This window comes from Allocatenococcus thiocycli, assembly GCF_921292965.1.
In the GTDB taxonomy this organism is placed as follows: Bacteria; Pseudomonadota; Gammaproteobacteria; order Enterobacterales; family Vibrionaceae; genus Vibrio; species Vibrio natriegens.
Genome location: NZ_CAKLCK010000029.1, coordinates 188,479 through 210,012, shown reverse-complemented (window position 1 = coordinate 210,012; position 21,534 = coordinate 188,479). Strand labels below are relative to the sequence as shown.

General features: G+C 45.8%; 18 protein-coding genes. 15 read left to right on the top strand and 3 right to left on the bottom strand.

Annotated elements, in window-relative coordinates:
• Positions 1–6: 6 nt before the first annotated feature.
• The 13 genes from L9Q40_RS11125 to choV all read left to right on the top strand — a co-directional run bounded on the left by L9Q40_RS11125 (position 7) and on the right by choV (position 15,239).
• Complete coding sequence (locus L9Q40_RS11125) at positions 7–1,185, top strand: thiolase family protein (RefSeq protein ID WP_065303460.1); 1,179 nt, start codon at positions 7–9, stop codon at positions 1,183–1,185.
• Between the two features lie 70 nt (positions 1,186–1,255).
• Positions 1,256–2,749: a CoA-acylating methylmalonate-semialdehyde dehydrogenase gene (locus tag L9Q40_RS11120; protein WP_014233974.1), complete on the top strand. Its 1,494-nt coding sequence runs from the start codon at positions 1,256–1,258 to the stop codon at positions 2,747–2,749.
• A gap of 84 nt (positions 2,750–2,833) precedes the next feature.
• Positions 2,834–3,988: an acyl-CoA dehydrogenase family protein gene (locus L9Q40_RS11115; protein ID WP_014233975.1), complete on the top strand. Its 1,155-nt coding sequence runs from the start codon at positions 2,834–2,836 to the stop codon at positions 3,986–3,988.
• Between the two features lie 48 nt (positions 3,989–4,036).
• Positions 4,037–4,813: an enoyl-CoA hydratase gene (locus tag L9Q40_RS11110; RefSeq protein ID WP_020333788.1), complete on the top strand. Its 777-nt coding sequence runs from the start codon at positions 4,037–4,039 to the stop codon at positions 4,811–4,813.
• A gap of 27 nt (positions 4,814–4,840) precedes the next feature.
• A complete protein-coding gene (locus L9Q40_RS11105) occupies positions 4,841–5,971 on the top strand; it encodes an enoyl-CoA hydratase/isomerase family protein (protein WP_498793378.1) in 1,131 nt (376 codons plus the stop codon).
• 72 nt (positions 5,972–6,043) lie between these two features.
• On the top strand, positions 6,044–6,940 hold the full coding sequence (gene mmsB, locus L9Q40_RS11100) for a 3-hydroxyisobutyrate dehydrogenase (RefSeq protein ID WP_020333790.1): 897 nt from the start codon (positions 6,044–6,046) through the stop codon (positions 6,938–6,940).
• Between the two features lie 9 nt (positions 6,941–6,949).
• Positions 6,950–7,708, top strand: coding sequence for an SDR family oxidoreductase (locus L9Q40_RS11095; RefSeq protein WP_014233979.1), 759 nt, complete (start codon positions 6,950–6,952; stop codon positions 7,706–7,708).
• 625 nt (positions 7,709–8,333) lie between these two features.
• Positions 8,334–8,933 (top strand): transcriptional regulator BetI, encoded by a 600-nt coding sequence (gene betI, locus L9Q40_RS11090; RefSeq protein WP_014233980.1) that lies wholly within the window; start codon positions 8,334–8,336, stop codon positions 8,931–8,933.
• An 18-nt stretch (positions 8,934–8,951) separates the two neighbouring features.
• The gene (gene betB, locus L9Q40_RS11085) at positions 8,952–10,412 is read left to right on the top strand and encodes a betaine-aldehyde dehydrogenase (protein WP_498793312.1); all 1,461 of its coding nucleotides are present in this window, start codon (positions 8,952–8,954) and stop codon (positions 10,410–10,412) included.
• 19 nt (positions 10,413–10,431) lie between these two features.
• Positions 10,432–12,132, top strand: a complete 1,701-nt coding sequence (betA, locus tag L9Q40_RS11080) for a choline dehydrogenase (protein WP_498793311.1) — start codon at positions 10,432–10,434, stop codon at positions 12,130–12,132.
• A 46-nt stretch (positions 12,133–12,178) separates the two neighbouring features.
• A complete protein-coding gene (locus L9Q40_RS11075) occupies positions 12,179–13,117 on the top strand; it encodes a choline ABC transporter substrate-binding protein (protein ID WP_498793310.1) in 939 nt (312 codons plus the stop codon).
• Between the two features lie 92 nt (positions 13,118–13,209).
• Positions 13,210–14,052 carry a choline ABC transporter permease subunit gene (gene choW / locus L9Q40_RS11070; RefSeq protein WP_041170393.1) on the top strand — a complete coding sequence of 281 codons (843 nt, stop codon included), beginning with the start codon at positions 13,210–13,212 and terminating at the stop codon, positions 14,050–14,052.
• Between the two features lie 2 nt (positions 14,053–14,054).
• Positions 14,055–15,239 carry a choline ABC transporter ATP-binding protein gene (gene choV / locus L9Q40_RS11065; RefSeq protein WP_118120311.1) on the top strand — a complete coding sequence of 395 codons (1,185 nt, stop codon included), beginning with the start codon at positions 14,055–14,057 and terminating at the stop codon, positions 15,237–15,239.
• 99 nt (positions 15,240–15,338) lie between these two features.
• Here choV and L9Q40_RS11060 read toward each other — a convergent pair whose 3' ends face one another.
• The 3 genes from L9Q40_RS11060 to L9Q40_RS11050 all read right to left on the bottom strand — a co-directional run bounded on the left by L9Q40_RS11060 (position 15,339) and on the right by L9Q40_RS11050 (position 20,347).
• On the bottom strand, positions 15,339–16,121 hold the full coding sequence (locus L9Q40_RS11060) for a slipin family protein (protein WP_014233986.1): 783 nt from the start codon (positions 16,119–16,121) through the stop codon (positions 15,339–15,341).
• A gap of 9 nt (positions 16,122–16,130) precedes the next feature.
• Positions 16,131–17,510, bottom strand: a complete 1,380-nt coding sequence (locus L9Q40_RS11055; protein ID WP_498793309.1) for an NfeD family protein — start codon at positions 17,508–17,510, stop codon at positions 16,131–16,133.
• A gap of 188 nt (positions 17,511–17,698) precedes the next feature.
• Entirely contained in the window at positions 17,699–20,347 is a 2,649-nt protein-coding gene (locus tag L9Q40_RS11050) for a bifunctional diguanylate cyclase/phosphodiesterase (RefSeq protein ID WP_498793308.1), read from the bottom strand.
• A 364-nt stretch (positions 20,348–20,711) separates the two neighbouring features.
• Here L9Q40_RS11050 and L9Q40_RS11045 point away from each other — a divergent pair, with 364 nt between their 5' ends.
• Together L9Q40_RS11045 and L9Q40_RS11040 are read left to right on the top strand one after the other, a co-directional pair.
• Positions 20,712–20,834: a membrane protein gene (locus L9Q40_RS11045; RefSeq protein ID WP_014233989.1), complete on the top strand. Its 123-nt coding sequence runs from the start codon at positions 20,712–20,714 to the stop codon at positions 20,832–20,834.
• Positions 20,835–20,915: 81 nt separating this feature from the next.
• Positions 20,916–21,383, top strand: coding sequence for an OsmC family protein (locus L9Q40_RS11040; protein WP_065303466.1), 468 nt, complete (start codon positions 20,916–20,918; stop codon positions 21,381–21,383).
• The last annotated feature ends 151 nt before the right edge of the window (positions 21,384–21,534 follow it).

Genomic DNA, 21,534 nt, shown 5'->3' with positions numbered 1-21,534 from the left:
AACAGAATGAAAAACGAAACATGGATTGTTGCCGCTAAACGAACGCCTATCGGTGCTTTTCAAGGGGCATTAGCTTCAACCGATGTCACTGAACTCGGGGCGACAGCCATTCAGGGCGCTTTAGCAGAAAGTCAGCTTGATGCAGACAAAATAGATGAAGTACTGATGGGCTGTGTTCTGCCAGCAGGTGTGGGGCAAGCCCCTGCAAGACAGGCGAGTTTAAAAGCTGACATGCCACAATCCATAGGTTGTACCACGCTGAACAAAGTGTGTGGGTCGGGCATGAAGACCGTGATGCTTGCTCATGATCTTATTCAATCTGGCAACGCGCACGCGGTTATTGCGGGTGGTATGGAAAACATGTCTTCGTCTCCTTATCTATTAAAGAAAGCGCGAGAGGGTTTCCGTTTAGGCCACGAACAAGTGCTCGACCACATGTTTTATGATGGTTTACAGGATGCTTATAAAGGCGAGCTGATGGGTGTCTTCGCTGAACAAACAGCGCAAAAGTATCAGTTTAATCGTGAAAGCATGGATTCTTGGGCGCAGCAATCGGTGACTCGCGCGCAGCAAGCAATTGAGCAAGGTTTGTTCAAAGAAGAGATCGTGCCTGTTAACGTGAAAAGTCGACGCGGCGACATCTTAGTTGCCGACGATGAGCAACCGAGCAAACTCGACGTTGCCAAAATTCCAACTTTGCGCCCTGCGTTTGCTAAAGATGGTGGCGTAACAGCGGCAAACTCAAGCTCCATTTCAGATGGCGCGTCGGCAATGGTATTGGTCGATAGCGAGTTTGGTCGTCAGGAAAACCTTCAACCTCTGGCCAAAATCGTGGGTTACAACACACATGCAAGGCTGCCAGAAGAGTTCACCATCGCACCTGTCTTCGCGATTGAAAAACTGCTGGAAAAAACGGGCTGGGACAAATCGGACGTTGACCTTTGGGAAATTAACGAGGCCTTTGCTGTTGTCACTCAATACGCAGTGAAAGTACTCGAACTCGATGAGAACAAAGTTAACCCGCGCGGTGGTGCTTGTGCGTTAGGTCATCCTATTGGTGCCAGTGGTAACCGCATCCTCGTGACGTTGATTCACGCGCTTAAGCAAACTGGCGGAAAACGTGGCGTTGCATCGCTTTGTATTGGTGGCGGTGAGGCAACCGCGATCGCGATTGAAATCTGCTAATTCATTCTCAACAAAGTTTCACTTACATAACAGTAGTCAGTAACAAGCTGAAAAATACAAGGATGTCATCATGACAGAACAAGTAAAGCAGTATATCGGTGGTGAATTCGCCATCTCCGACTCAAAACAATGGCTAGATGTAACCAACCCGGCAACTAATGAAGTGATTGCACAAGTGCCTTGTGCCACGGAATCAGAAATGAATGCGGCGATCGCCAGCGCAACAGAGACGTTTAAGCGTTGGAAAGAAGTGGCTGCACCGGAGCGTGCAAGATTGATGCTGCGTTACCAACATCTACTAAAAGAGCAGCACGACGAGTTGGCAATATTGCTTTCAAGCGAGACAGGTAAAACCCTAGCGGATGCTAAAGGTGATGTTTGGCGCGGGATTGAAGTCGTTGAACAAGCTGCAAACATTTGTAGCTCAATGATGGGCGAAACGGTTGAGAATGTCGCAACGAATATTGATGGTTACTCTTACATTCAACCACTTGGTGTTTGTGCAGGTATCACTCCGTTTAACTTCCCTGCGATGATCCCTTTGTGGATGTTCCCTATGGCGATTGCGTGCGGCAACACCTTTATTTTGAAACCGTCGGAGCAAGTGCCGCTAACCGCGATGAAACTGGCTGAACTGTTTGAACAGGCCGGTGCACCAAAAGGTGTATTGCAAATTGTCCACGGCAGTAAAGAGCAGGTTGACCGCATTCTTACCGATCCAGTCGTCCGCGCTATCTCCTTTGTTGGCTCTGTGCCGGTTGGAGAGTACATCTACAAAACGGGCACTGACAACCTAAAACGCGTTCAGTCATTTGCTGGTGCGAAGAATCACATGGTTATTATGCCTGATGCAAATAAACAGCAAGTGATTAATAACCTTGTTGGCGCATCCGTAGGTGCCGCAGGTCAGCGCTGTATGGCGATTTCGGTGGCGGTGTTTGTTGGTGAAACGAAAGAATGGATTCCAGAGCTTAAAGAGGCGTTAGCTCAAGTTCAGCCAGGCGCGTGGGATGATGAATCAGCAGGTTATGGACCGCTTATTAGCCCGCAAGCGAAACAACGTGTGGTGAACTTAATTAATGAAGGCAAAGAATCTGGCGCGAATTGTGTTCTGGACGGTACCGACTGCCAAGTGGCTGGTTTTCCTGACGGCAACTGGGTGGGTCCAACACTGTTTACCAACGTGACGACAGACATGTCGATTTATCAGGAAGAGATTTTTGGCCCAGTGTTGCTGACCATGGAAGTGGATAATCTGGACGAGGCGATTGAGCTTATCAACGCGAACCGTTTTGGTAACGGTACGTCTATTTTCACAGCGAATGGCGCTGCCGCGAGAAAGTATCAGCACAATATTGAAGTGGGTAATGTGGGTATTAACGTGCCAATCCCAGTTCCGTTGCCATTCTTCTCATTTACGGGTTGGAAAGGCAGTTTCTATGGCGATTTGCATGCCTACGGTAAACAAGCGGTTCGCTTCTACACTGAAACGAAAACGGTCACCGCACGCTGGTTTGAAGATGACATTCCAAGCGGTCCGAACATGACCATTCAGCTTAGCTAATTACCCACGTTAACAGTATATGGCCAAGCTTATTCCTGCTTGGCCTAGATTCAAATGCAATGAATTAGACCTTAGGACTTCAAGATGGATTTTGAATTAAACGAAGATCAAATCGCATTCGCAGACGCAGCTAAACAGTTCGCAGAACAGATGCTTGCACCGCACGCCGCAGAGTGGGATGAAAAACAACACTTCCCTAAAGATGTACTTCGTCAGGCGGGTGAACTGGGTTTTTTGAGTATCTATACGCCACCTGAGCACGGTGGCCTGGGGCTTTCCCGTTTGGATGCTGCGATTATTTTTGAACAATTGGCGATGGGTTGTACGGCAACTACAGCGTTTATGACTATCCATAATATGGCAACCTGGATGATCACCAGCTTTGCCAAACCGGAAGTTGCTCAACAATTTAGTGGTGAATTGATCACGGGTGAAAAGCTCGCTTCTTACTGCCTCACTGAGCCAAATGCAGGTTCTGACGCGGCATCTCTGACGACGAGTGCAGTGCGTGATGGCGATGAGTTTGTTTTGAATGGCGCAAAAGTGTTTATCTCTGGCGCGGGTGATACGGACGTACTCGTTGTTATGGCTCGCTCTTGTGGAGAAGGTGCTGGCGGTGTATCTGCTTTTGTTGTACCTGCTGACAGCGAAGGCATCAGTTACGGTAAGAAAGAAGCCAAAATGGGCTGGAACTGCCAACCAACGCGCATGATCACCTTCGAAAACGTCCGAATTCCGGCTGACTACTTGTTGGGTGAAGAGGGTGAAGGCTTTAAATTCGCTATGCTCGGCCTTGATGGTGGCCGAATCAATATCGCTACCTGTTCTGTTGGTACGGCACAACAAGCGCTGAACGAAGCAAAACAGTACATGACAGAGCGTAAACAGTTTGGACGTTCACTAGCTCAATTCCAGGCGCTGCAATTCAAGCTGGCGGACATGGCAACAGAGCTGGTCGCTGCCCGTCAAATGGTGAGACTTGCGGCTGCAAAACTCGATGCTCAACACGCAGAAAAAAGTGCGTACTGCGCAATGGCGAAACGCTTTGCAACGGATGTGGGCTTCAAGGTTTGTGACGAGGCACTGCAAATTCACGGCGGTTATGGCTACATCAAAGAATATCCAGTTGAGCGTCACTTCAGAGACGTTCGTGTTCACCAAATTCTTGAAGGTACCAACGAAATCATGCGTCTGATCATCTCAAGACGTCTGCTCACGGAAGGCGTTGAGCTGGTTTAGCCTGCGCGGTAGAGCTTTACCTTAAAGAACAAAAGGGATTGAAAGATTATGACAGCACAAATCAAATTAGAGCGCGAAAATCACATTGCCAAGCTAACCATCAGCAATCCACCTGCGAATACGTGGACGCTTGAGTCTTTGAATCAGCTTAAAGAGTTGGCAATTGAACTCAGCAACGATCGCTCTATCTACGCTTTGGTACTAACGGGTGAAGGGGAGAAGTTCTTCTCTGCTGGTGCAGACCTTAATAATTTCGCCTCGGGTGACAAATCGCAAGCGGCGGATATGGCGTTCGCATTTGGTGAAGCGTTTGAAGCCTTGTCAGCGTTTGATGGGGTGTCTATCGCGGCGATCAATGGCTATGCAATGGGCGGTGGTTTGGAAGTCGCGATGGCTTGCGACATTCGTATCGCTGAAGAGCAAGTACAAATGGCGTTACCAGAAGCGTCGGTTGGCTTATTGCCTTGTGCCGGAGGAACGCAAAATCTCACTGCGTTAGTCGGTGAAGGTTGGGCGAAGCGCATGATCCTATGTGGTGAACGTGTGACGGCCGAGCGAGCAGAGAAAATTGGTTTGGTTGAAGAAGTCGTTGAAAAAGGACAAGCGTTGGAAACCGCAATGGAACTGGCACAGCGTGTCGCGGGTCAATCGCCTAAGTCTGTATCTGCTTGCAAAACACTCATCCAAAATCGACGCAGCCAGACACATGCGGCAGGGCTGGTTTTGGAACGTGAACTGTTCTTACAGCTTTTCAATACGCAAGATCAGACAGAGGGTGTGAACGCTTTCTTACAAAAGCGTAAGCCAAACTGGACCAATAGCTAAGGAGTCACCATGGCGAGCAACGTAGAGATGACCAGCAAAGTAAACGTGTCAAAGCTTGAGTGTGCCGATAGTTCTGTCATTGGTGTGCTGGAGTTAGATAATCCGGCAGCGCTCAACGCACTGAGCTATGTAATGATCGAGCAGTTATACAATCAGCTGCTCGAGTGGCAAATCGATGACAACATTGTTGCGGTATGTTTGCATGCGAAGGGTGAAAAAGCATTCTGTGCAGGTGGTGATATTCAAGCCATTTACCGCGCGTTAGAAAACAAAGAGCAAGATTTTAACTCTGCACTTTCCGCGATGAAGACGTTCTTCGATCTTGAATACCGCTGCGATCACCTGATTCATACCTATTCAAAGCCGATTATCGCTTGGGGGCATGGCTACCTGATGGGTGGTGGGGTCGGTCTGTTTATGGGCGCAAGTCATCGCGTGGCGGAGACCAACACTCGCTTTGCGATGCCAGAAATCAAAATTGGTCTTTATCCGGATGTGGGCGCGACTTACTTTTTGAATCAGTTACCAAAACACTACGCGCTGTTTCTTGGTTTAACTGCCTGTCAGATTAATGCGACCGATATGAAAGCATTATGGTTGAGCCAATGGATTACCCAGCCTGATAGCAAAGGGGATTTCTTCTCCCAACTGTCTGATATCAATTGGAAAAGTGAGACAGACATTAACGAGAAGATTGCGACACTACTTCGTACTCTAGAAGTCGAAGAGCCGGGCGAGGGATTGATGTTACCTCATGCTAACTTGATAGAGCAGCTTTGTCGTGGCGATTTACCAACGATAGCTGACGCGATAGCCAACGCTGATGTGGATGATAAATGGTTCGTGAACGCGCAGAAAGCACTCAGTTATGGCAGTCCTCTTTCACTCAATCTTACTTACCAACAATTGACTCAGTATCAGGGGCTGTCTTTGGATGCTTGTTTTGATATGGAGTTTAATCTCACATTGCGTTGTGGCTTAGAAGGTGACTTTAGAGAAGGGGTTCGTGCGCTCATCATCGATAAAACCAATCAGCCAACGTGGATGCACAAGAGTGTTGTCGATGTGACACCACAAGAGCTGCAACGCTTTTTTGCACCCATTGATTCAGTGGATTACCCACTCAAAGACACGCAATTGGCGACAGCTGAATTTTAGTTGAACGGAATAGTTAAGCGTAATAGTTGAACGGAATAGTTAAACGGATTAGCGACAAGGAAGAGACAGAACATGGATAAAATAGCATTTATTGGTCTTGGCAATATGGGCGCACCTATGGCTAAGAACCTGGTTAAAGCCGGTTTGAAGGTTGAAGTATTTGATTTGAATCCGAACGCTGTGGCGGAACTGACCGCACTTGGCGCTTCGAGTGCTGATTCTGTTCAGCAAGTCGTTCAAGGTGCTGGCATTGTCGTCACTATGTTACCTGCTAGTCAGCATGTAAAAAGTGTCTATCTTGGTCAGGATGGCATTTTAGAAAGCGTTGAGTCTGGAACATTGCTGATTGATTCATCCACCATTGATCCCGCGACCGCACGTATGGTTGGCGAAAAGGCACAACAGTTAGGCATCAGCTTTGTCGATGCGCCGGTTTCGGGAGGTGTGGCTGGCGCAGCAGCAGGGACACTAACATTTATTGTTGGTGGCTCACAAGAGAACTTTGTTCAGGCTAAAGCGTTGCTTTGCCATATGGGAAAAAACATCTTCCATGCGGGTGACGCTGGTGCTGGTCAGGTGGCGAAAATCTGCAATAACATGATGCTGGGTATTCTGATGAGCGGCACTTGTGAGGCACTTAACCTCGGTATCGAGAACGGTCTCGATCCTAAAGTGCTGTCTGACATTATGCTGCAAAGCTCAGGTCGAAACTGGGCGTTAGAGCTTTACAACCCGTGCCCTGGCGTGATGGAGAATGCGCCGGCGAGTAATGGCTATCAAGGTGGTTTTATGAGTCAGCTTATGGCGAAAGACCTCGGTCTTGCTATGGAAGCGGCAGTTGCTAGTCAAACTTCAACGCCAATGGGTAGCGTGGCACGCAATCTATTTAATTTTCATAACGGTCAGGGCAACGGACAAAAAGATTTCTCTAGCTTGTTTGAGTTCTACCAAAAGCAAAACCAAGCCTAAGGAGCGCTTATGGAGTTAGCAAATAAGGTTGTTGCGATTACAGGTGCTGGGCAGGGGCTTGGCAAACAGATGGCATTATCGCTGGCAGAAAGCGGAGTGAATCTCGCGTTAATCGATCTCAATTTGGAACAATTGAGGGAGACACAGGCAGAGTGTGAATCTCTGGGCGTTAATGCTCGAGTTTATGTGACGAACGTGACAAACGAACAACAGGTTTGCGCGGCATTTGAGCAAATTGAAGCGGACTTTAAGCAGCTCAATGGCGTGATTAACAACGCTGGCATCATGCGTGATGGTATGTTCATAAAAGTGAAAGACGGTCAGATTACGCCAATGTCTCTGGAGCAGTTTCAGTCGGTTATGGACGTAAATGTCACGGGTACTTTCTTATGCGGTCGTGAAGCGAGCAAAGTGATGCTCAACACCGACAGTAAAGGTGTGCTTATTAATATATCCAGTGTGGCTCGAGCTGGGAATATTGGTCAAACCAACTACTCTGCCTCCAAAGCAGCAGTGGCGACAATGGCGACGGTGTGGGCGAAGGAATTAGGCCGATTTGGTATTCGCTCTGTTGCGATCGCGCCGGGCGTAATCAAAACGGCGATGACGGACCAGATTAAACCAGAAGCTATGGACAGGCTAATAAAGATGATTCCTGTCGGTCGTTTGGGGCTTGCTGATGAAATCTCCGCGACCGTGAAATATGCATTAACTAACGAGTTCGTGACCGGAAGAGTATTAGAAGTAGATGGTGGTATGCGAATGTAACCTCACTCACAAGGCTAACAATGTTCGTTGTATTGTTAGCCAACATCAAAATTTCCTCATTAATGGCAGTTGCATAAAACAAGATTGAGCCTCTCTATCTGTTTTACGTTACATGCCAATTTATCTTTCCCGTTTCTCTTTACATCTTTTTAAGTGCTTTTTCTAAAACCGTTTACGGATCACACTTTTGAATCGCCGTTATCGGGCATGAAAAATCCTACTTCATCGCGACCAATAATTGTGCAAATGAAAATTATAATGTTATGAGACTGTTACCACATGGCGTGGGCAATGTTTGTGCAAACAGAACAGTATCGGTGCAATCATTAGTGTACGATGTAAATTTTTTGTGTTGATAAATTTGAAAATTAATCTACCCGAAAATTAAAAAACACAAAGATAATAATTTTATGTCTATAATATATTGAAAAATAAAGATTAATTTTCTTTAGTTAAGCTGTGTATCGTCTTTTAATGAGTCATTTTCAACACGTCATCTCTGTGTCTCAAAGCACAAATTTCCAACATTCTTCGGATGAATCTACAAAAAATAGTTTGAGATCGAACTAAAATTCAGGCATTTTATATTTAACTAACCGTTCAATTAAAAATGAAAGGGGATGAAATGCCGAAGGTGGGAATGCCTGAAATCAGGAAGCCACAGCTGGTGAAAGCGACAATGTCAGTGATTGATAGGGTGGGCTTACATGCAGCGAGTATCTCGTTGATCAGCAAAGAAGCTGGCGTATCAACGGGTATCATCAATCATTACTTTGGTGGTAAGCACGGGTTATTGGAAGAAACGATGCGCGAGATCCTTCGCCAGCTTTCATTCACGATCACGAAAAAGCTTCGTGAGCTGCCGGCTGACGCTCATCATCAACGTATCAATGCCATTATTGACGGTAACTTTGTCGGCTTTCAGGCTGAAAATAAAGTGGCCAAGACATGGCTAGCCTTCTGGTCTTATTCGATGCATGACGAACAGCTAAAGCGTCTGCAACGTGTAAACGAACGACGTCTTTTGTCCCATCTAAGAAGAGAATTAAAAGCACTATTAAGTGCAGAGCAAGCGGAATTGGTTGCTCACGGGATTGCGTCACTCATTGATGGAATATGGCTACGCGGAACGCTCAACCCGCAAGGCATCGATGCAGAAAAAGCAAGAGTCATCATCAACGATTATCTCGAAAAGCAGCTAACGTACTACTCACAAAAAATTTAAAAGTCACAGGTCTTCAAAATGGAAATGAAAACACATTACATCGACGGTGCAATGTACACCGGAAGCTCTGAAGAGCATTTCACCACATACAATCCGGCTAATGGTGAGCCGTTAGCCAATGTTAAACAAGCAAATCAGCATGATATGGAAGCGGCGGTTGAGTCTGCAAAACGCGGCTTTGAAGTATGGTCTGCAATGACGGCAATCGAACGTAGCCGTATTCTTAACAAAGCCGTTGCGATTCTACGCGAACGCAATGACGAATTAGCCGCACTAGAAGTAGCGGATACAGGTAAGCCAATCCAAGAAGCAAACGCTGTTGATATTACGACAGGTGCTGATGTACTGGAATACTATGCGGGCTTAGCGCCTAGCTTACAGGGCGAACAACAACCGCTTAATGAAAACCAGTTTTTCTACACACGCCGCGAACCTCTCGGCATTTGTGCGGGTATAGGTGCTTGGAACTACCCAATTCAAATCGCGATGTGGAAATCCGCACCGGCGCTTGCTGCTGGTAACGCAATGATTTTCAAACCATCGGAAGAAACGCCTCTGACAGCACTTAAACTGGCTGAAATTTACTCAGAAGCGGGCATGCCTGACGGTGTATTTAATGTTGTGCAGGGTGATTACCGTGTTGGCCAAATGCTAACGGCGCATCCGGATATTGCGAAAGTCTCGTTCACTGGTGAGTGCGGTACAGGCAAAGTCGTTATGGGTGACAGCGCGAAATCACTTAAACAAGTCACCATGGAACTGGGTGGTAAGTCACCACTGATCGTATTCGAAGATGCAAAACTGAATGATGCAGTGTCGGCTGCCATGGTTGCAAACTTTTACACTCAAGGTGAAGTATGCACCAACGGTACCCGCGTATTTGTTCATGAATCCATTTACGACGAATTCGTGGCGCAGCTTAAAACTCGTACTGAACTGCTGGTTGTCGGTGATCCCCTTGATGAAAACACGCAAATTGGCGCTCTAATTTCAAAAGAGCACGAAGGCAAAGTGTTGTCTGCAATTGAAGAAGCGAAAGCAAGCGGCGCGACCCTTTTGACCGGTGGTTACAAAGTTACGGAAAATGGCCTTGCTAACGGTAACTTCGTTGCTCCAACGGTATTTATCGACTGTGACGATAGCATGAGTCACGTACAGCAGGAGATCTTTGGCCCTGTTATGTCTGTGCTTAAGTTCAGTGATGAAGCAGAGGTTATCGAGCGTGCGAACGACACGGAGTATGGTCTGGCAGCGGGTGTCTTCACGCAGAACCTCTCTCGTGCACATCGCGTTATTCATAAGATTCAGGCGGGTATCTGCTGGGTTAATGCCTGGGGTGATTCTCCGGCAGAAATGCCAGTAGGCGGTTATAAGCAATCAGGTATTGGCCGCGAAAACGGCGTCGAAACACTGAAGCACTATACGCAAACCAAGAGCGTACTAGTTCAACTGAGCGATTTCGAAAGCCCTTACGCTTAAACCTTCCAGGAGAATCAAAATGCAACAACGCTACGATTATATTATCGTCGGTGCGGGTTCGGCCGGCTGTGTTTTAGCGGATCGCTTGAGTGAAAGTGGTCAGCACTCTGTTTTATTGCTAGAAGCGGGCGGCACAGATAAGAGTATTTTTATCCAAATGCCAACAGCACTTTCTTATCCGATGAACACCGAAAAATACGCTTGGCAATTCGAGACCGTGAAAGAAGACGGCCTTGATGGACGCCAACTGCACTGTCCTCGCGGTAAAGTTCTTGGCGGTAGCTCATCTATTAACGGCATGGTTTACGTACGTGGTCATGCTTGCGACTTCGACCAGTGGGAAGAAGAGGGCGCAAAAGGCTGGAACTATCAGGCGTGTTTACCTTACTTCCGTAAAGCGGAATCTTGGGTTGGTGGCGCGGACGAATACCGTGGCGATAATGGCCCTGTTGGTACCTGCAACGGTAATGACATGAAGCTTAACCCGCTATACGAAGCGTTTATCGAAGCTGGTAAAGATGCGGGTTACCCAGAAACGGATGATTACAACGGTTACCAGCAAGAGGGCTTTGGTCCGATGCATATGACTGTTGATAAAGGCGTGCGTGCTTCGACGTCTAATGCGTACTTAAGCCGTGCTAAAAAGCGTAAGAACTTCACGTTAATGAAGCGAGTCACCGTCCACCGCGTTTTACTTGAAGGCAAGAAAGCGGTCGGCGTTGAATTCGAGCAATCAGGTTCTGTTAAGCAGTGTTTTGCAAACAGTGAAGTGATTTCTAGTGCGGGTTCAATTGGTTCGGTACAGCTGCTGCAACTTTCCGGTATTGGTCCTAAAGATGTGCTGGAAAAAGCAGGTATCGAGGTGAATCACCAGTTGGAAGGCGTGGGTAAAAACCTGCAAGACCATCTGGAGGTTTACTTTCAATATCACTGTAAACAGCCGATCACGCTTAACAGTAAGTTAGGTTTGGTGAGTAAAGGGTTAATCGGTACCGAGTGGATTCTCACCCGTAAAGGCCTCGGTGCGACCAACCATTTTGAATCGTGCGCGTTTATTCGTTCTCGTGAAGGCTTGAAGTGGCCGAATATTCAATACCATTTCTTACCAGCTGCGATGCGTTATGACGGTCAGGCTGCCTTTGATGGTCATGGATTCCAGGTGCACGTTGGCCCTAATAAGCCAGAAAGCCGAGGCTCAGTAGAAGTTGTTTCATCGAATCCGAACGACAAGCCGAAGATCGAGTTTAACTACATCTCCACCGAGCAAGATAAGCAGGATTGGCGTGATTGTATCCGTCTGACACGTGAAATCTTGAATCAGCCAGCGATGGACGAGTTCCGTGGCGATGAGATTCAGCCAGGTTTAAACATCACGACTGACGAGCAAATTGATGAATGGGTGAAGCAGAACGTAGAGAGTGCTTACCATCCATCGTGTAGCTGCAAAATGGGCGCGGACGATGACCCGTTAGCCGTACTGGATGAGCAGTGTCAGGTACGTGGCATCCAAGGATTACGTGTTGTGGATTCATCTATTTTCCCAACCATTCCAAACGGCAACTTGAATGCGCCAACCATCATGGTTGCCGAACGCGCTGCGGATATGATCCTCGGGAACGCATTACAAAAATCAAACAATACTCCAGTTTGGATTGCACCGAACTGGCAAGAGATGCAACGAATGCATCCACCAAAAAGAAATTTAGATTCAATCTCATAATTCAAATAATCAACAAATAGTCAGTAATCATTACAAGGAACTAAACATGTCTAAGATGACGAAAATTGTATCAACTATCGCGTTAAGTACCTTAGCAACCGGTGCTTACGCAAATCAGTGTGAAACCGTTCGATTTGCTGATGTAGGTTGGACAGACATTACAGCAACAACCGCCGTTACTTCAGAAATACTAAAAGGGTTAGGGTACAAGACCAAGACAGATCTGCTTTCTGTACCCGTAACTTACTCATCAATGGCCAATGGTGACATTGATATTTTCCTGGGCAACTGGATGCCAACAATGGAAGGCGATATCGCCAAATACCGCGATGCTGGCACCGTCGAAACCGTTAAAGCGAACCTTGTCGGAGCTAAGTACACGCTTGCGGTACCAAAATACGTTTATGACTCGGGCGTAACGAGCTTTGCTGACCTGGTAAGACATGCTGACAAGTTTAAAGACCGCATTTATGGCATCGAACCAGGTAACGATGGTAACCGGTTAATTCAATCTATGATCGACAGCGATGCATTTGGTTTAAAAGGCTTCAGCCTTATCGAATCGAGTGAAGCTGGCATGGTGTCACAAGTTTCACGCGCAGTGCGTCGTAACCAGTGGATTGTTTACCTGGGTTGGGCTCCGCACCCGATGAACAATAACGTTGAAATGGAATACCTTTCAGGCGGTGATGACTTCTTCGGCCCAAATTACGGTGGCGCGAATGTCTACACAAACGTACGTAAAAACTACCTTTCTGAGTGTCCAAATGTAGGTCAACTAGTGAAAAACCTAGAGTTCAGCCTAGAAATGGAAAACGAGTTAATGGAAGCGATTCTTAACCAGAAGCAAAAGCCATCAAAAGCGGCACAAGCGTGGTTAAACGCGAATCAAGATCAAATCGAAGCGTGGCTTAAGGATGTGAAAACGGTCGATGGCCAGGATGCACAGGCAGCGATCACAGCGTACCTAAAAACAAACGCTTAATTCGATTTATACCCCAAGAAACTCAACTTGAGTAACGATTTGGGGATAGTAGTGGGCGGTGATGCCCACTTCATTAACACAAAGGGTTTATTGTGAATATTATTACGGACAACAAACTACCATTAGGGCAGTGGATGGAAACGGGTGTTGATTGGTTAACCATCAATGCGTCCGGGTTCTTTGATACTATCTCAATTACACTTGAAACCATCATTATGTTTGTGGTGGATATTTTCAAATGGATGCCACCTGCGGCTCCAATCATTATGACGGCGGCAATTGCGTGGTTCCTACATCGTAGTCTTCCTCTTGTTGTATTTATCGTGCTTGCGTTACTCGCGATTCTTAACCTTGGTTATTGGCAAGAGATGCTGGAAACCTTTGTCCTTGTTTTTGCTGCGACAACGATTTCCGTATTAATTGGTGTGCCTTTAGGAATTATGGCTGCGCATCGTCCTTGGTTATATACATTACTCAGACCGATTTTGGACCTGATGCAAACCGTACCAACGTTTGTATACCTGATCCCGACACTGGTTCTGTTTGGTTTAGGTATCGTACCGGGGCTAATCTCAACGATTATCTTCGCCATTGCGGCTCCAATTCGATTGACTTATCTAGGCATCATTAAAGTGCCGGAAGAGTTGTTGGAAGCAGGTAAAGCGTTTGGTGCAAGCCGAATGAAACTGCTGTTTAAGGTGGAGTTACCTGCGGCATTACCAAGTATCATGGCAGGCGTGACGCAATGTATCATGCTGTCTCTTTCAATGGTGGTTATTGCGGCGCTAGTGGGTGCTGACGGTTTAGGTAAGCCGGTTGTACGTGCGCTAAACACCGTAAACATCTCACAAGGTTTTGAAGCAGGATTAGCGATTGTTCTTGTTGCAATCATCCTTGATCGCTTGTGTAAAGCACCAAACCAGAAGGAGGCGTAATCATGGACGCAATTACTATTGAAAACCTTGATGTGGTTTTTGGTCAACAGCAAACGCAAGCGCTGAACCTGCTAGACCAAGGTAAATCGCGACAAGAAATTATCGATGAAACTGGTCAGGTCGTTGGTGTGGACAACGTATCGTTGAGCGTGAAACAAGGTGAAATTTGTGTGCTCATGGGCTTATCCGGTTCGGGTAAATCCAGCTTGCTTCGTACTGTGAACGGATTGAACGATATCTCCCGTGGTTCACTGAAAATCAAAGATGGTGACGACATGGTGGAACTGGCGAACTGTGATGAACAGACGCTTCGCCATTTACGTACTCATCGTGTTTCTATGGTATTTCAGAAGTTCGCTTTGATGCCTTGGTTATCGGTCTTAGATAACGTGGCGTTTGGACTGGAAATGCAAGGCATTGGCAAAGCTGAGCGTCGTGAAAAAGCACGTGCACAGTTAGAAATGGTGGGATTGTCAGAGTGGGAAAACAAGTTTCCTCATGAGCTTTCTGGCGGTATGCAGCAGCGTGTTGGCTTGGCTCGCGCCTTTTCGATGGACACTGACATCTTATTGATGGACGAACCGTTTTCAGCACTTGACCCATTAATTCGTGCGCAGCTTCAGGATGAACTGATTTTGCTCCAAGAGAAGTTGAATAAAACGATATTATTTGTAAGTCATGACTTGGATGAAGCACTTAAAATTGGTAACAACATTGCCATTATGGAATCGGGCAAACTGATTCAGCATGGCAAGCCAGAACAGATCATTCTGACACCAGAAAACGATTATGTGGCTGACTTCGTGGCACATACTAACCCGTTAAACGTGCTTAAAGGCCGTTCTTTAATGCAGTCGTGTGATGCTCTGGTACGTCAAGAAGAACGTGTTCTCATCTGCGCTGATAAAGACATTTGGGTGTCGCAAGATCCGAAAGGATTGAGGTTAATCGATACTGATAAGCTGTTGATTCTTTGGGATAGCGAATCATCGAACCTTGATGATGTGAAAGAAAATACGTTGGTTCAGGTTAGCCCGGATATCAGTATGCGTGAAGCGATAGAGCTTAAGCAGCGCAGTAACCAGCCTTTATTGATGGTTGAAGATAACCAGTTGGTCGGCATATTGAGCGACAATGAGTTGTACAATGCACTACTGGGTAACTTCAGGTCAGATAAAGTGGCTTGATAACTCCAGAACAGAAAGTTCGGAGAATAAAAAGAGCCGCAGCTTTGGTACGCTGCGGCTTTTGTCTATCGAGTCGAAATTAATTTCAATTTACTCTGCTCATTGCTCTTTCTTTTCTTTGTCCTTATTCACTGCTTTCGCAATATCTTGTACCGCTTCAACTAAATTAATTGGCATCGGGAAAATAATTGTCGAAGTTTTATCGGTGGTAATTTCAGTTAGCGTTTGCATATAGCGCAATTGCAAGGCATTTGGTGCTTCATTTAGCATTTGTGCCGCTTCTTTTAACTTGTTAGACGCTTCTAATTCACCAGTCGCATGGATGATTTTTGCACGACGATTACGCTCCGCCTCGGCTTGACGAGCAAGCGCTCGAACCATACTTTCATTCAAATCGACATGTTTAACTTCAACGGTGGCTATTTTAATCCCCCAGTCATCCGTTTGTTGATCGAGGATGGACTGCAAATCTTTATTGAGTCGCTCTCGCTCAGAAAGAAGTTCATCTAGCTCATGCTGCCCTAATACTGAACGAAGCGTTGTTTGCGCTAACTGACTGGTCGCCTCGCTGTAGCTCTCAATATTGTTGATAGCCATTTGCGGGTCGACGACGCGAAAATAGACCACAGCGTTTACGCGAACAGACACATTATCTTTCGTGATAAGGTCTTGTGTCGGTACGTCCAACACGACAGTTCGCAGGTCTACGCGCACCATTTGTTGGATAAAGGGAATCAAGATGATCAGGCCAGGGCCTTTTACCTCTTGAAATCGACCCAAGAAGAAAATTACGCCACGTTCGTACTCGCGCAGAACTTTGAAAATTTGTGTCGCTAGTGCGATCAACAGAACCAGGATTACAGAAACAGTGTAGAGCAACATATTCGCCTCCTATTCATTAGGGCGGTCATTTGGCTTTACCGTTAAGGTTAGCCCTTTCACATTGACAACGGTAACTTGGTCACCTTGTTTGAGTCCTTGGTTTAATTCAGCTTTGGCGGTCCAAAATGCGCCATCCATTTGCACGCGACCTTCACCGTCAATGAAATCATCACTTACGACTGCTTGTTTGCCAGGGTAGGTTTCAAGACCAGTCGTGACCCTTCGGTGGCGTATTCTCACTAGCATACCGACAGTCAGAATGATCAGCGCAACTGAAAAAATGGCAAGACCAAATATTAAAGGCAATGCGACTTGAAAACCTGGTAAGTCACTGTCCATCAGGAATATCGAACCGAGAATAAAGGCAACCACACCGCCCAAGCCCAAAACTCCGAAACTCGGGCTAAATGCTTCGGCAATCATTAGCGCAATGCCGAGTAGTAGTAGCCCCAGACCAGCGTAGTTAACGGGCATCATCTGAAGTGCGTACATCGCAAGTAGCAAGCAGATGCCACCTAATACGCCGGGTAAGCCAATTCCGGGATTGTAGAACTCTAAAAGTAGACCATAGATACCAATAAGGATCAGAATGTAAGCAACGTTGGGATTGGTGATGACGGCAAGCATTTCCGCACGCCAATCAGGGACTCTTTCTACCCAGACAGGGTTTTCCAATGATAATGTCACGGGCTGATTGTTTATTTTAACGGTTGTTCCGTTAATAGCCTGAACCAGCTCTTCGGGTGAATTTGCTATATAGTCAATGACATTCAGCTTTAGCGCTTCCTGAGCGTCGAGACTTGCCGCTTCACTCACGGCTTTTTCCGCCCATTCAGCATTGCGATCGTGAAGCTTAGCCAACCCTTTTATATATGCTCTGGCGTCATTGATGACTTTCTTTTCCATCGCTGTTTTAGCTGGGACTTTTTCAGAGGTGCCATCTTCAGTTTCTTGTTGGTCTTTGGCTTTTTCGTTTTGATCGTCGCTAGGGGAAGGGGCTCCTGGTGCCCCACCACCCAATGCGACAGGGGTAGCAGCGCCAAGATTTGTAGCCTCTGCCATTGCTGCGACGTGGCTGGCAAGAAGAATATAAGTACCCGCACTGGCTGCTCGAGAACCCGATGGTCCAACCCATGTTGCGACGGGAATGGAGGAAGTAGTGATGGCATGAATAATGTCTCTCATCGAGCTATCCAGTCCGCCCGGTGTGTCCATCCTTAAAATGACTAAACTGACGTTTTCCTGTTGGGCTTGTTCTATTTCTCTGGAAAGGTAATCACTAATAGCGGGGCCAATAGCACCGTTGACCGGGACGATCCATACCGTGTTAGCCAATGCCTGACTAGCAAACAGGATAAGCGGTAATAGCCATATTCGTATCCATTTCATACAGTCCTCCTAGTGCAGTGACAGGGACTTATTGAAAAGCTTATTTAAAGTATATACGCAAGTAACAGGGACAGTATGAGCACAGCGCTATAGATTTATTTAATGGGATGGCAGTTTGAACAACCCGATACGGTTGAACAAAGGATAACAAGGAGCGGGGAAAGAGTTGGAGCCATTTTCCCCCTCTATCAGAGCAACTCGCTGACCTGATGACCAGAGAACGTTTTAAGTACAGCATCCATTGGCATCGGTCTGTAAAAATAGAAACCTTGTAGGTTATTGATGTTCCAGACTTTGAGCTTACGCACCTGACTTGCTGTTTCTACGCCTTCAGCAACGATCGTTAGTCCTAACTCTTGCGACATATTGACGATGTTACGTACCAGTGTTTTAGCTCGGTCATTGAATTCAATTTCATCAACGTAGGACTTGTCTAATTTAACGATATCCAACGGGAAGTTGCAGATACTGCTGAATGAGGAAAAGCCAGTACCGAAATCGTCTAGCGCAAGTAGAACGCCGAGGCGCTTAATCTCATTAATGCAGTGAATTGAGTCGGCTTCAGTCCCCATTAACATGCTTTCGGTAATTTCAAGCACAATACTTCCTGAAGAGATTTGGTACTCATCAATCAGCGTCGTGAGGTATGAAATAAGCCTTGAGTGATAAAAATGACGGGCACTTAAGTTAATGTGAACCGAAAGCTGTGGTAGTCCTTTAGCATGGCGAATTTGGTTAAGTTGTCCAATAAATGCACAAGATTGTTTAAGAACGGACTCTCCAAGCTCAATAATGAGTTTACTTTGTTCAGCCATTGGTATGAAAACATCAGGCGGAACCATACCTAAATCCGGGTGTTGCCAGCGAGCAAGGGCCTCGAAACCTATTACATCTTCGGATTGTGCATCAACAATGGGTTGGAAGTGCGGAATGATGGCGTCTTGATGTATTGCCGCTTCTAAATCACGGTTAATAATATTTACGGTTTCTGCTTGATCAGACTGTGCTTCACCAGTAACGAAAACCTCTCGAATCTGACGTCCGCTTAACGATTGTGCGGAGTGGCGAGCAGCCATCAACAGATGTTCGGCTGGCTGATGCGTAATTTGAGGATCCATCATCACGGCTTTGCTATTAAGAGACACAGTAATGTCTGCAAATACGGTCCTATAGGAAAGTTGGTTTAACAGATGGTTAGTGGATTCAATGACATCATGATGGTTTACACCTTTAGGAATTAGGACGACAAATTCATATTCACTGATACGACCAATTTTATATTGCCCCAACGCCTCACGTATCAACCGAGAAATGTGCACTACGGCTTCATCAAACACTTGGTGTCCGTATACCTCCGCGATCTGTTTAAGTTGCTTACTTTTTAGCAAAATGAACGAGAACTGATTGGGTTGAGTTTTCACCAACGTATCAAGCGCTTCGACGATGACGGGACGATTACAGAAACCCGACACAGGGTCTAAATCGGTCAATTTTTGGATCATCTCGGCTTGTTGTTTTGTTTCCCGGATGTCCTGAATTAGCAGCATGATCGCATGCTGGCCGTGGTGTTGGATGAATGCGGCTTCTATTAGACAGTCGATCGTATCACCTTGACCGTCGAGAAGTTGCGCTTCAAACAATGTTCTGCCGTTTTCTAACTCAATCAGCATCTCTTCGAGTCGAGATTCGCCTAGATTGTGAGAACAAAGGTATTCGAGAGGACGTTTAATCAAATCCGGCTTTTGATGATTGAGTATTTCTAACGCTCGGGGGTTGGCATCGACAATTTCTCGCTCAATCACAAAAAGCATACCCAGCGAAGAACTATTATACAACGCGCTGAAGTTATGCATTGAATCCTTTAACTTCGATTGTGTCATCGACGTATTGTCAGAAAGCTTCTGCACCAGTTTAGACGCTAGTTCCAGTTCATCAGCGCTAATTGACTGAACCCCTTCAAGCTTATATTCCGACGCGATTTTGTGCATATTGTCAGCGAAGTGATTGAATCGAGCTGACACTTTTTTTCTGAAAATGAAAAACGTCGCCATTGCTATAATTGATGCCACCACCCCGACAGCGGCGAATAAGTAGAGAAATAAAGCATTACCTTTAGAGTAGTAATCACGTTTCATTTCTGTCTCTACCCATGCAATGGGAGAACCTTCCAGATCTCTCAACATGGAAGATTTTGTAATACCTGCCGAGGATTTTTTAATCTCTTGTACAAGATCATCGTCAGTTGGTGGAGAGAATAGGGGAGTTAATGAGTTTTGAGCGAAGAGAATAGACGTAAAGTCACCGGGAAAGCGTGTCGTCAAATTTTTTCCCCACAACAACCATCCATTTGAGGCAAGATTAGCCTCACTGTTTTTTACCGGAGTTAAACTCAGTCCCCAGATGGTTTGATCAATTTTCAATAATCCAGAAAGGTGGGTTGGATGAGCATCCGACTTTTGATTCATCGACGCTATATGTTGTTGAATGAGCGGATGATGCACAGCTTTAGTCGATAACGTAGACGACTTTTCTCGAGCCAGTGAGAGTAATTCTTGGCCTGACAGCGTGACAAACGACATCATGTCCAAATTCAATGAATTAAGCGTTTCTATATACAGGTTTCGCTCGGTGTAACCTGCGATGTCGGGATCTTCTAGAAACAGATCGTAAGTTTCATCCCAATATGCCCAGTCATAAGAGTTAGTCGTCTGTTGGGAGACCATCAAATCAACCACAGCGAGTGCTTGCTGGTTTGCATGGTTTATTTCCATGTCTTCTAGTTGATTGACGCTGTACAGGAAAAAATAACGAACGATAAATAAACAACTTAGTACCATTCCAAGCAAACCAAGTGAGAAGTATAAAGCGGTCTTATAGCGGAGATTTAAGTTAGATAAGCGAAATGTTTGCATTAAAAAATGGTAATAGGTATAAGTTTTTTGCAAGTGTATGGCATCTAATACTATATTTTTTTGACGTAAGTTCAAATTGTTAAAAATGAGTTAGAGAAATAGTTATACAGTGTCGTTGCATAATCTCGTCCGGCTACTAATCATATAGATCCCCATAAAAACCACCTAATAACCTTGTTCTGTATACTCGGCGCTATTCATGCTTTTTTATGAAAAGAGAACGAATGTTCATCTGAGTTTATAAATAGCGTAGGTGATAGTAAACTGTCAAAAAACAAAGGAATTTGTCATGTTTATTGTTTACCGTTTAGCCAAATTAGCCATTATCTGTATGATCTTCTTTACCATTTATGATTTGATTGCCTATGGAGAGATCACTTGGTTCCATCGACTATTGTCATATTTCAACTAATTTGAACCTTATGGCAGGTCGCTCAAACACCTGCCACACATTAGAGCAATACGCAGATATTCAAATAGATAGGAAGTTCGTATGAGTAAGCACACCGCCACTATTCAGTGGCAGCGCCAAGCAAGCGAGATTTTCAGCGATAATCAATACAGTCGCGCGCACACGTGGACGTTTGACGGCGGCTTGCAGGTGCCTGCTTCTCCGTCCCCTCATGTCGTACCTCTTCCTCTATCCGTGGCGGAAAACGTCGACCCAGAAGAAGCGTTTGTTGCGGCGCTTTCGAGCTGCCATATGTTGGTGTTTTTATCGATAGCCGCCAAACGTCGGTATGTCATCGACTCTTATATTGACGCTGCTGAAGGTGAACTCACAAAAGGGGACAATGGTAAAGAGTGGGTTTCTCGTGTGGAGTTGAATCCCAGCATCGTGTTTTCGGGCGACAAACAGCCCACGCACGAACAGTTAGAAAAAATGCATCATATGGCGCATGAAAACTGTTTTATTGCTAACTCTGTAAAAACTGAAGTAGTAACAAATATTCTTACGTAACCGAAATTCACCACTCCACTTTGGGTTTTGTCTAGATAACATCGGCTAAATTCACTGAGACGCACGCGACAATGTCAGCTTATGTCGATGAGACGAAATGACATTGTTGTGCGTCAGCGCAAATGTCATTTGTTAAATTAATGTTATTGTT

Excerpts from the sequence above, each read along its gene's own strand:
- L9Q40_RS11075 (WP_498793310.1), top strand. The coding sequence starts at position 12,179 with ATGTCTAAGATGACGAAAATTGTATCAACTATCGCGTTAAGTACCTTA.
- choV (WP_118120311.1), top strand. The coding sequence starts at position 14,055 with ATGGACGCAATTACTATTGAAAACCTTGATGTGGTTTTTGGTCAACAG.
- betB (WP_498793312.1), top strand. The coding sequence starts at position 8,952 with ATGGAAATGAAAACACATTACATCGACGGTGCAATGTACACCGGAAGC.
- L9Q40_RS11040 (WP_065303466.1), top strand. The coding sequence starts at position 20,916 with ATGAGTAAGCACACCGCCACTATTCAGTGGCAGCGCCAAGCAAGCGAG.
- L9Q40_RS11110 (WP_020333788.1), top strand. The coding sequence starts at position 4,037 with ATGACAGCACAAATCAAATTAGAGCGCGAAAATCACATTGCCAAGCTA.
- L9Q40_RS11105 (WP_498793378.1), top strand. The coding sequence starts at position 4,841 with ATGACCAGCAAAGTAAACGTGTCAAAGCTTGAGTGTGCCGATAGTTCT.
- L9Q40_RS11120 (WP_014233974.1), top strand. The coding sequence starts at position 1,256 with ATGACAGAACAAGTAAAGCAGTATATCGGTGGTGAATTCGCCATCTCC.
- betI (WP_014233980.1), top strand. The coding sequence starts at position 8,334 with ATGCCGAAGGTGGGAATGCCTGAAATCAGGAAGCCACAGCTGGTGAAA.
- L9Q40_RS11060 (WP_014233986.1), bottom strand. The coding sequence starts at position 16,121 with ATGTTGCTCTACACTGTTTCTGTAATCCTGGTTCTGTTGATCGCACTA.
- L9Q40_RS11055 (WP_498793309.1), bottom strand. The coding sequence starts at position 17,510 with ATGAAATGGATACGAATATGGCTATTACCGCTTATCCTGTTTGCTAGT.
- L9Q40_RS11115 (WP_014233975.1), top strand. The coding sequence starts at position 2,834 with ATGGATTTTGAATTAAACGAAGATCAAATCGCATTCGCAGACGCAGCT.
- L9Q40_RS11050 (WP_498793308.1), bottom strand. The coding sequence starts at position 20,347 with ATGGTACTAAGTTGTTTATTTATCGTTCGTTATTTTTTCCTGTACAGC.
- betA (WP_498793311.1), top strand. The coding sequence starts at position 10,432 with ATGCAACAACGCTACGATTATATTATCGTCGGTGCGGGTTCGGCCGGC.
- L9Q40_RS11125 (WP_065303460.1), top strand. The coding sequence starts at position 7 with ATGAAAAACGAAACATGGATTGTTGCCGCTAAACGAACGCCTATCGGT.
- mmsB (WP_020333790.1), top strand. The coding sequence starts at position 6,044 with ATGGATAAAATAGCATTTATTGGTCTTGGCAATATGGGCGCACCTATG.
- L9Q40_RS11095 (WP_014233979.1), top strand. The coding sequence starts at position 6,950 with ATGGAGTTAGCAAATAAGGTTGTTGCGATTACAGGTGCTGGGCAGGGG.
- L9Q40_RS11045 (WP_014233989.1), top strand. The coding sequence starts at position 20,712 with ATGTTTATTGTTTACCGTTTAGCCAAATTAGCCATTATCTGTATGATC.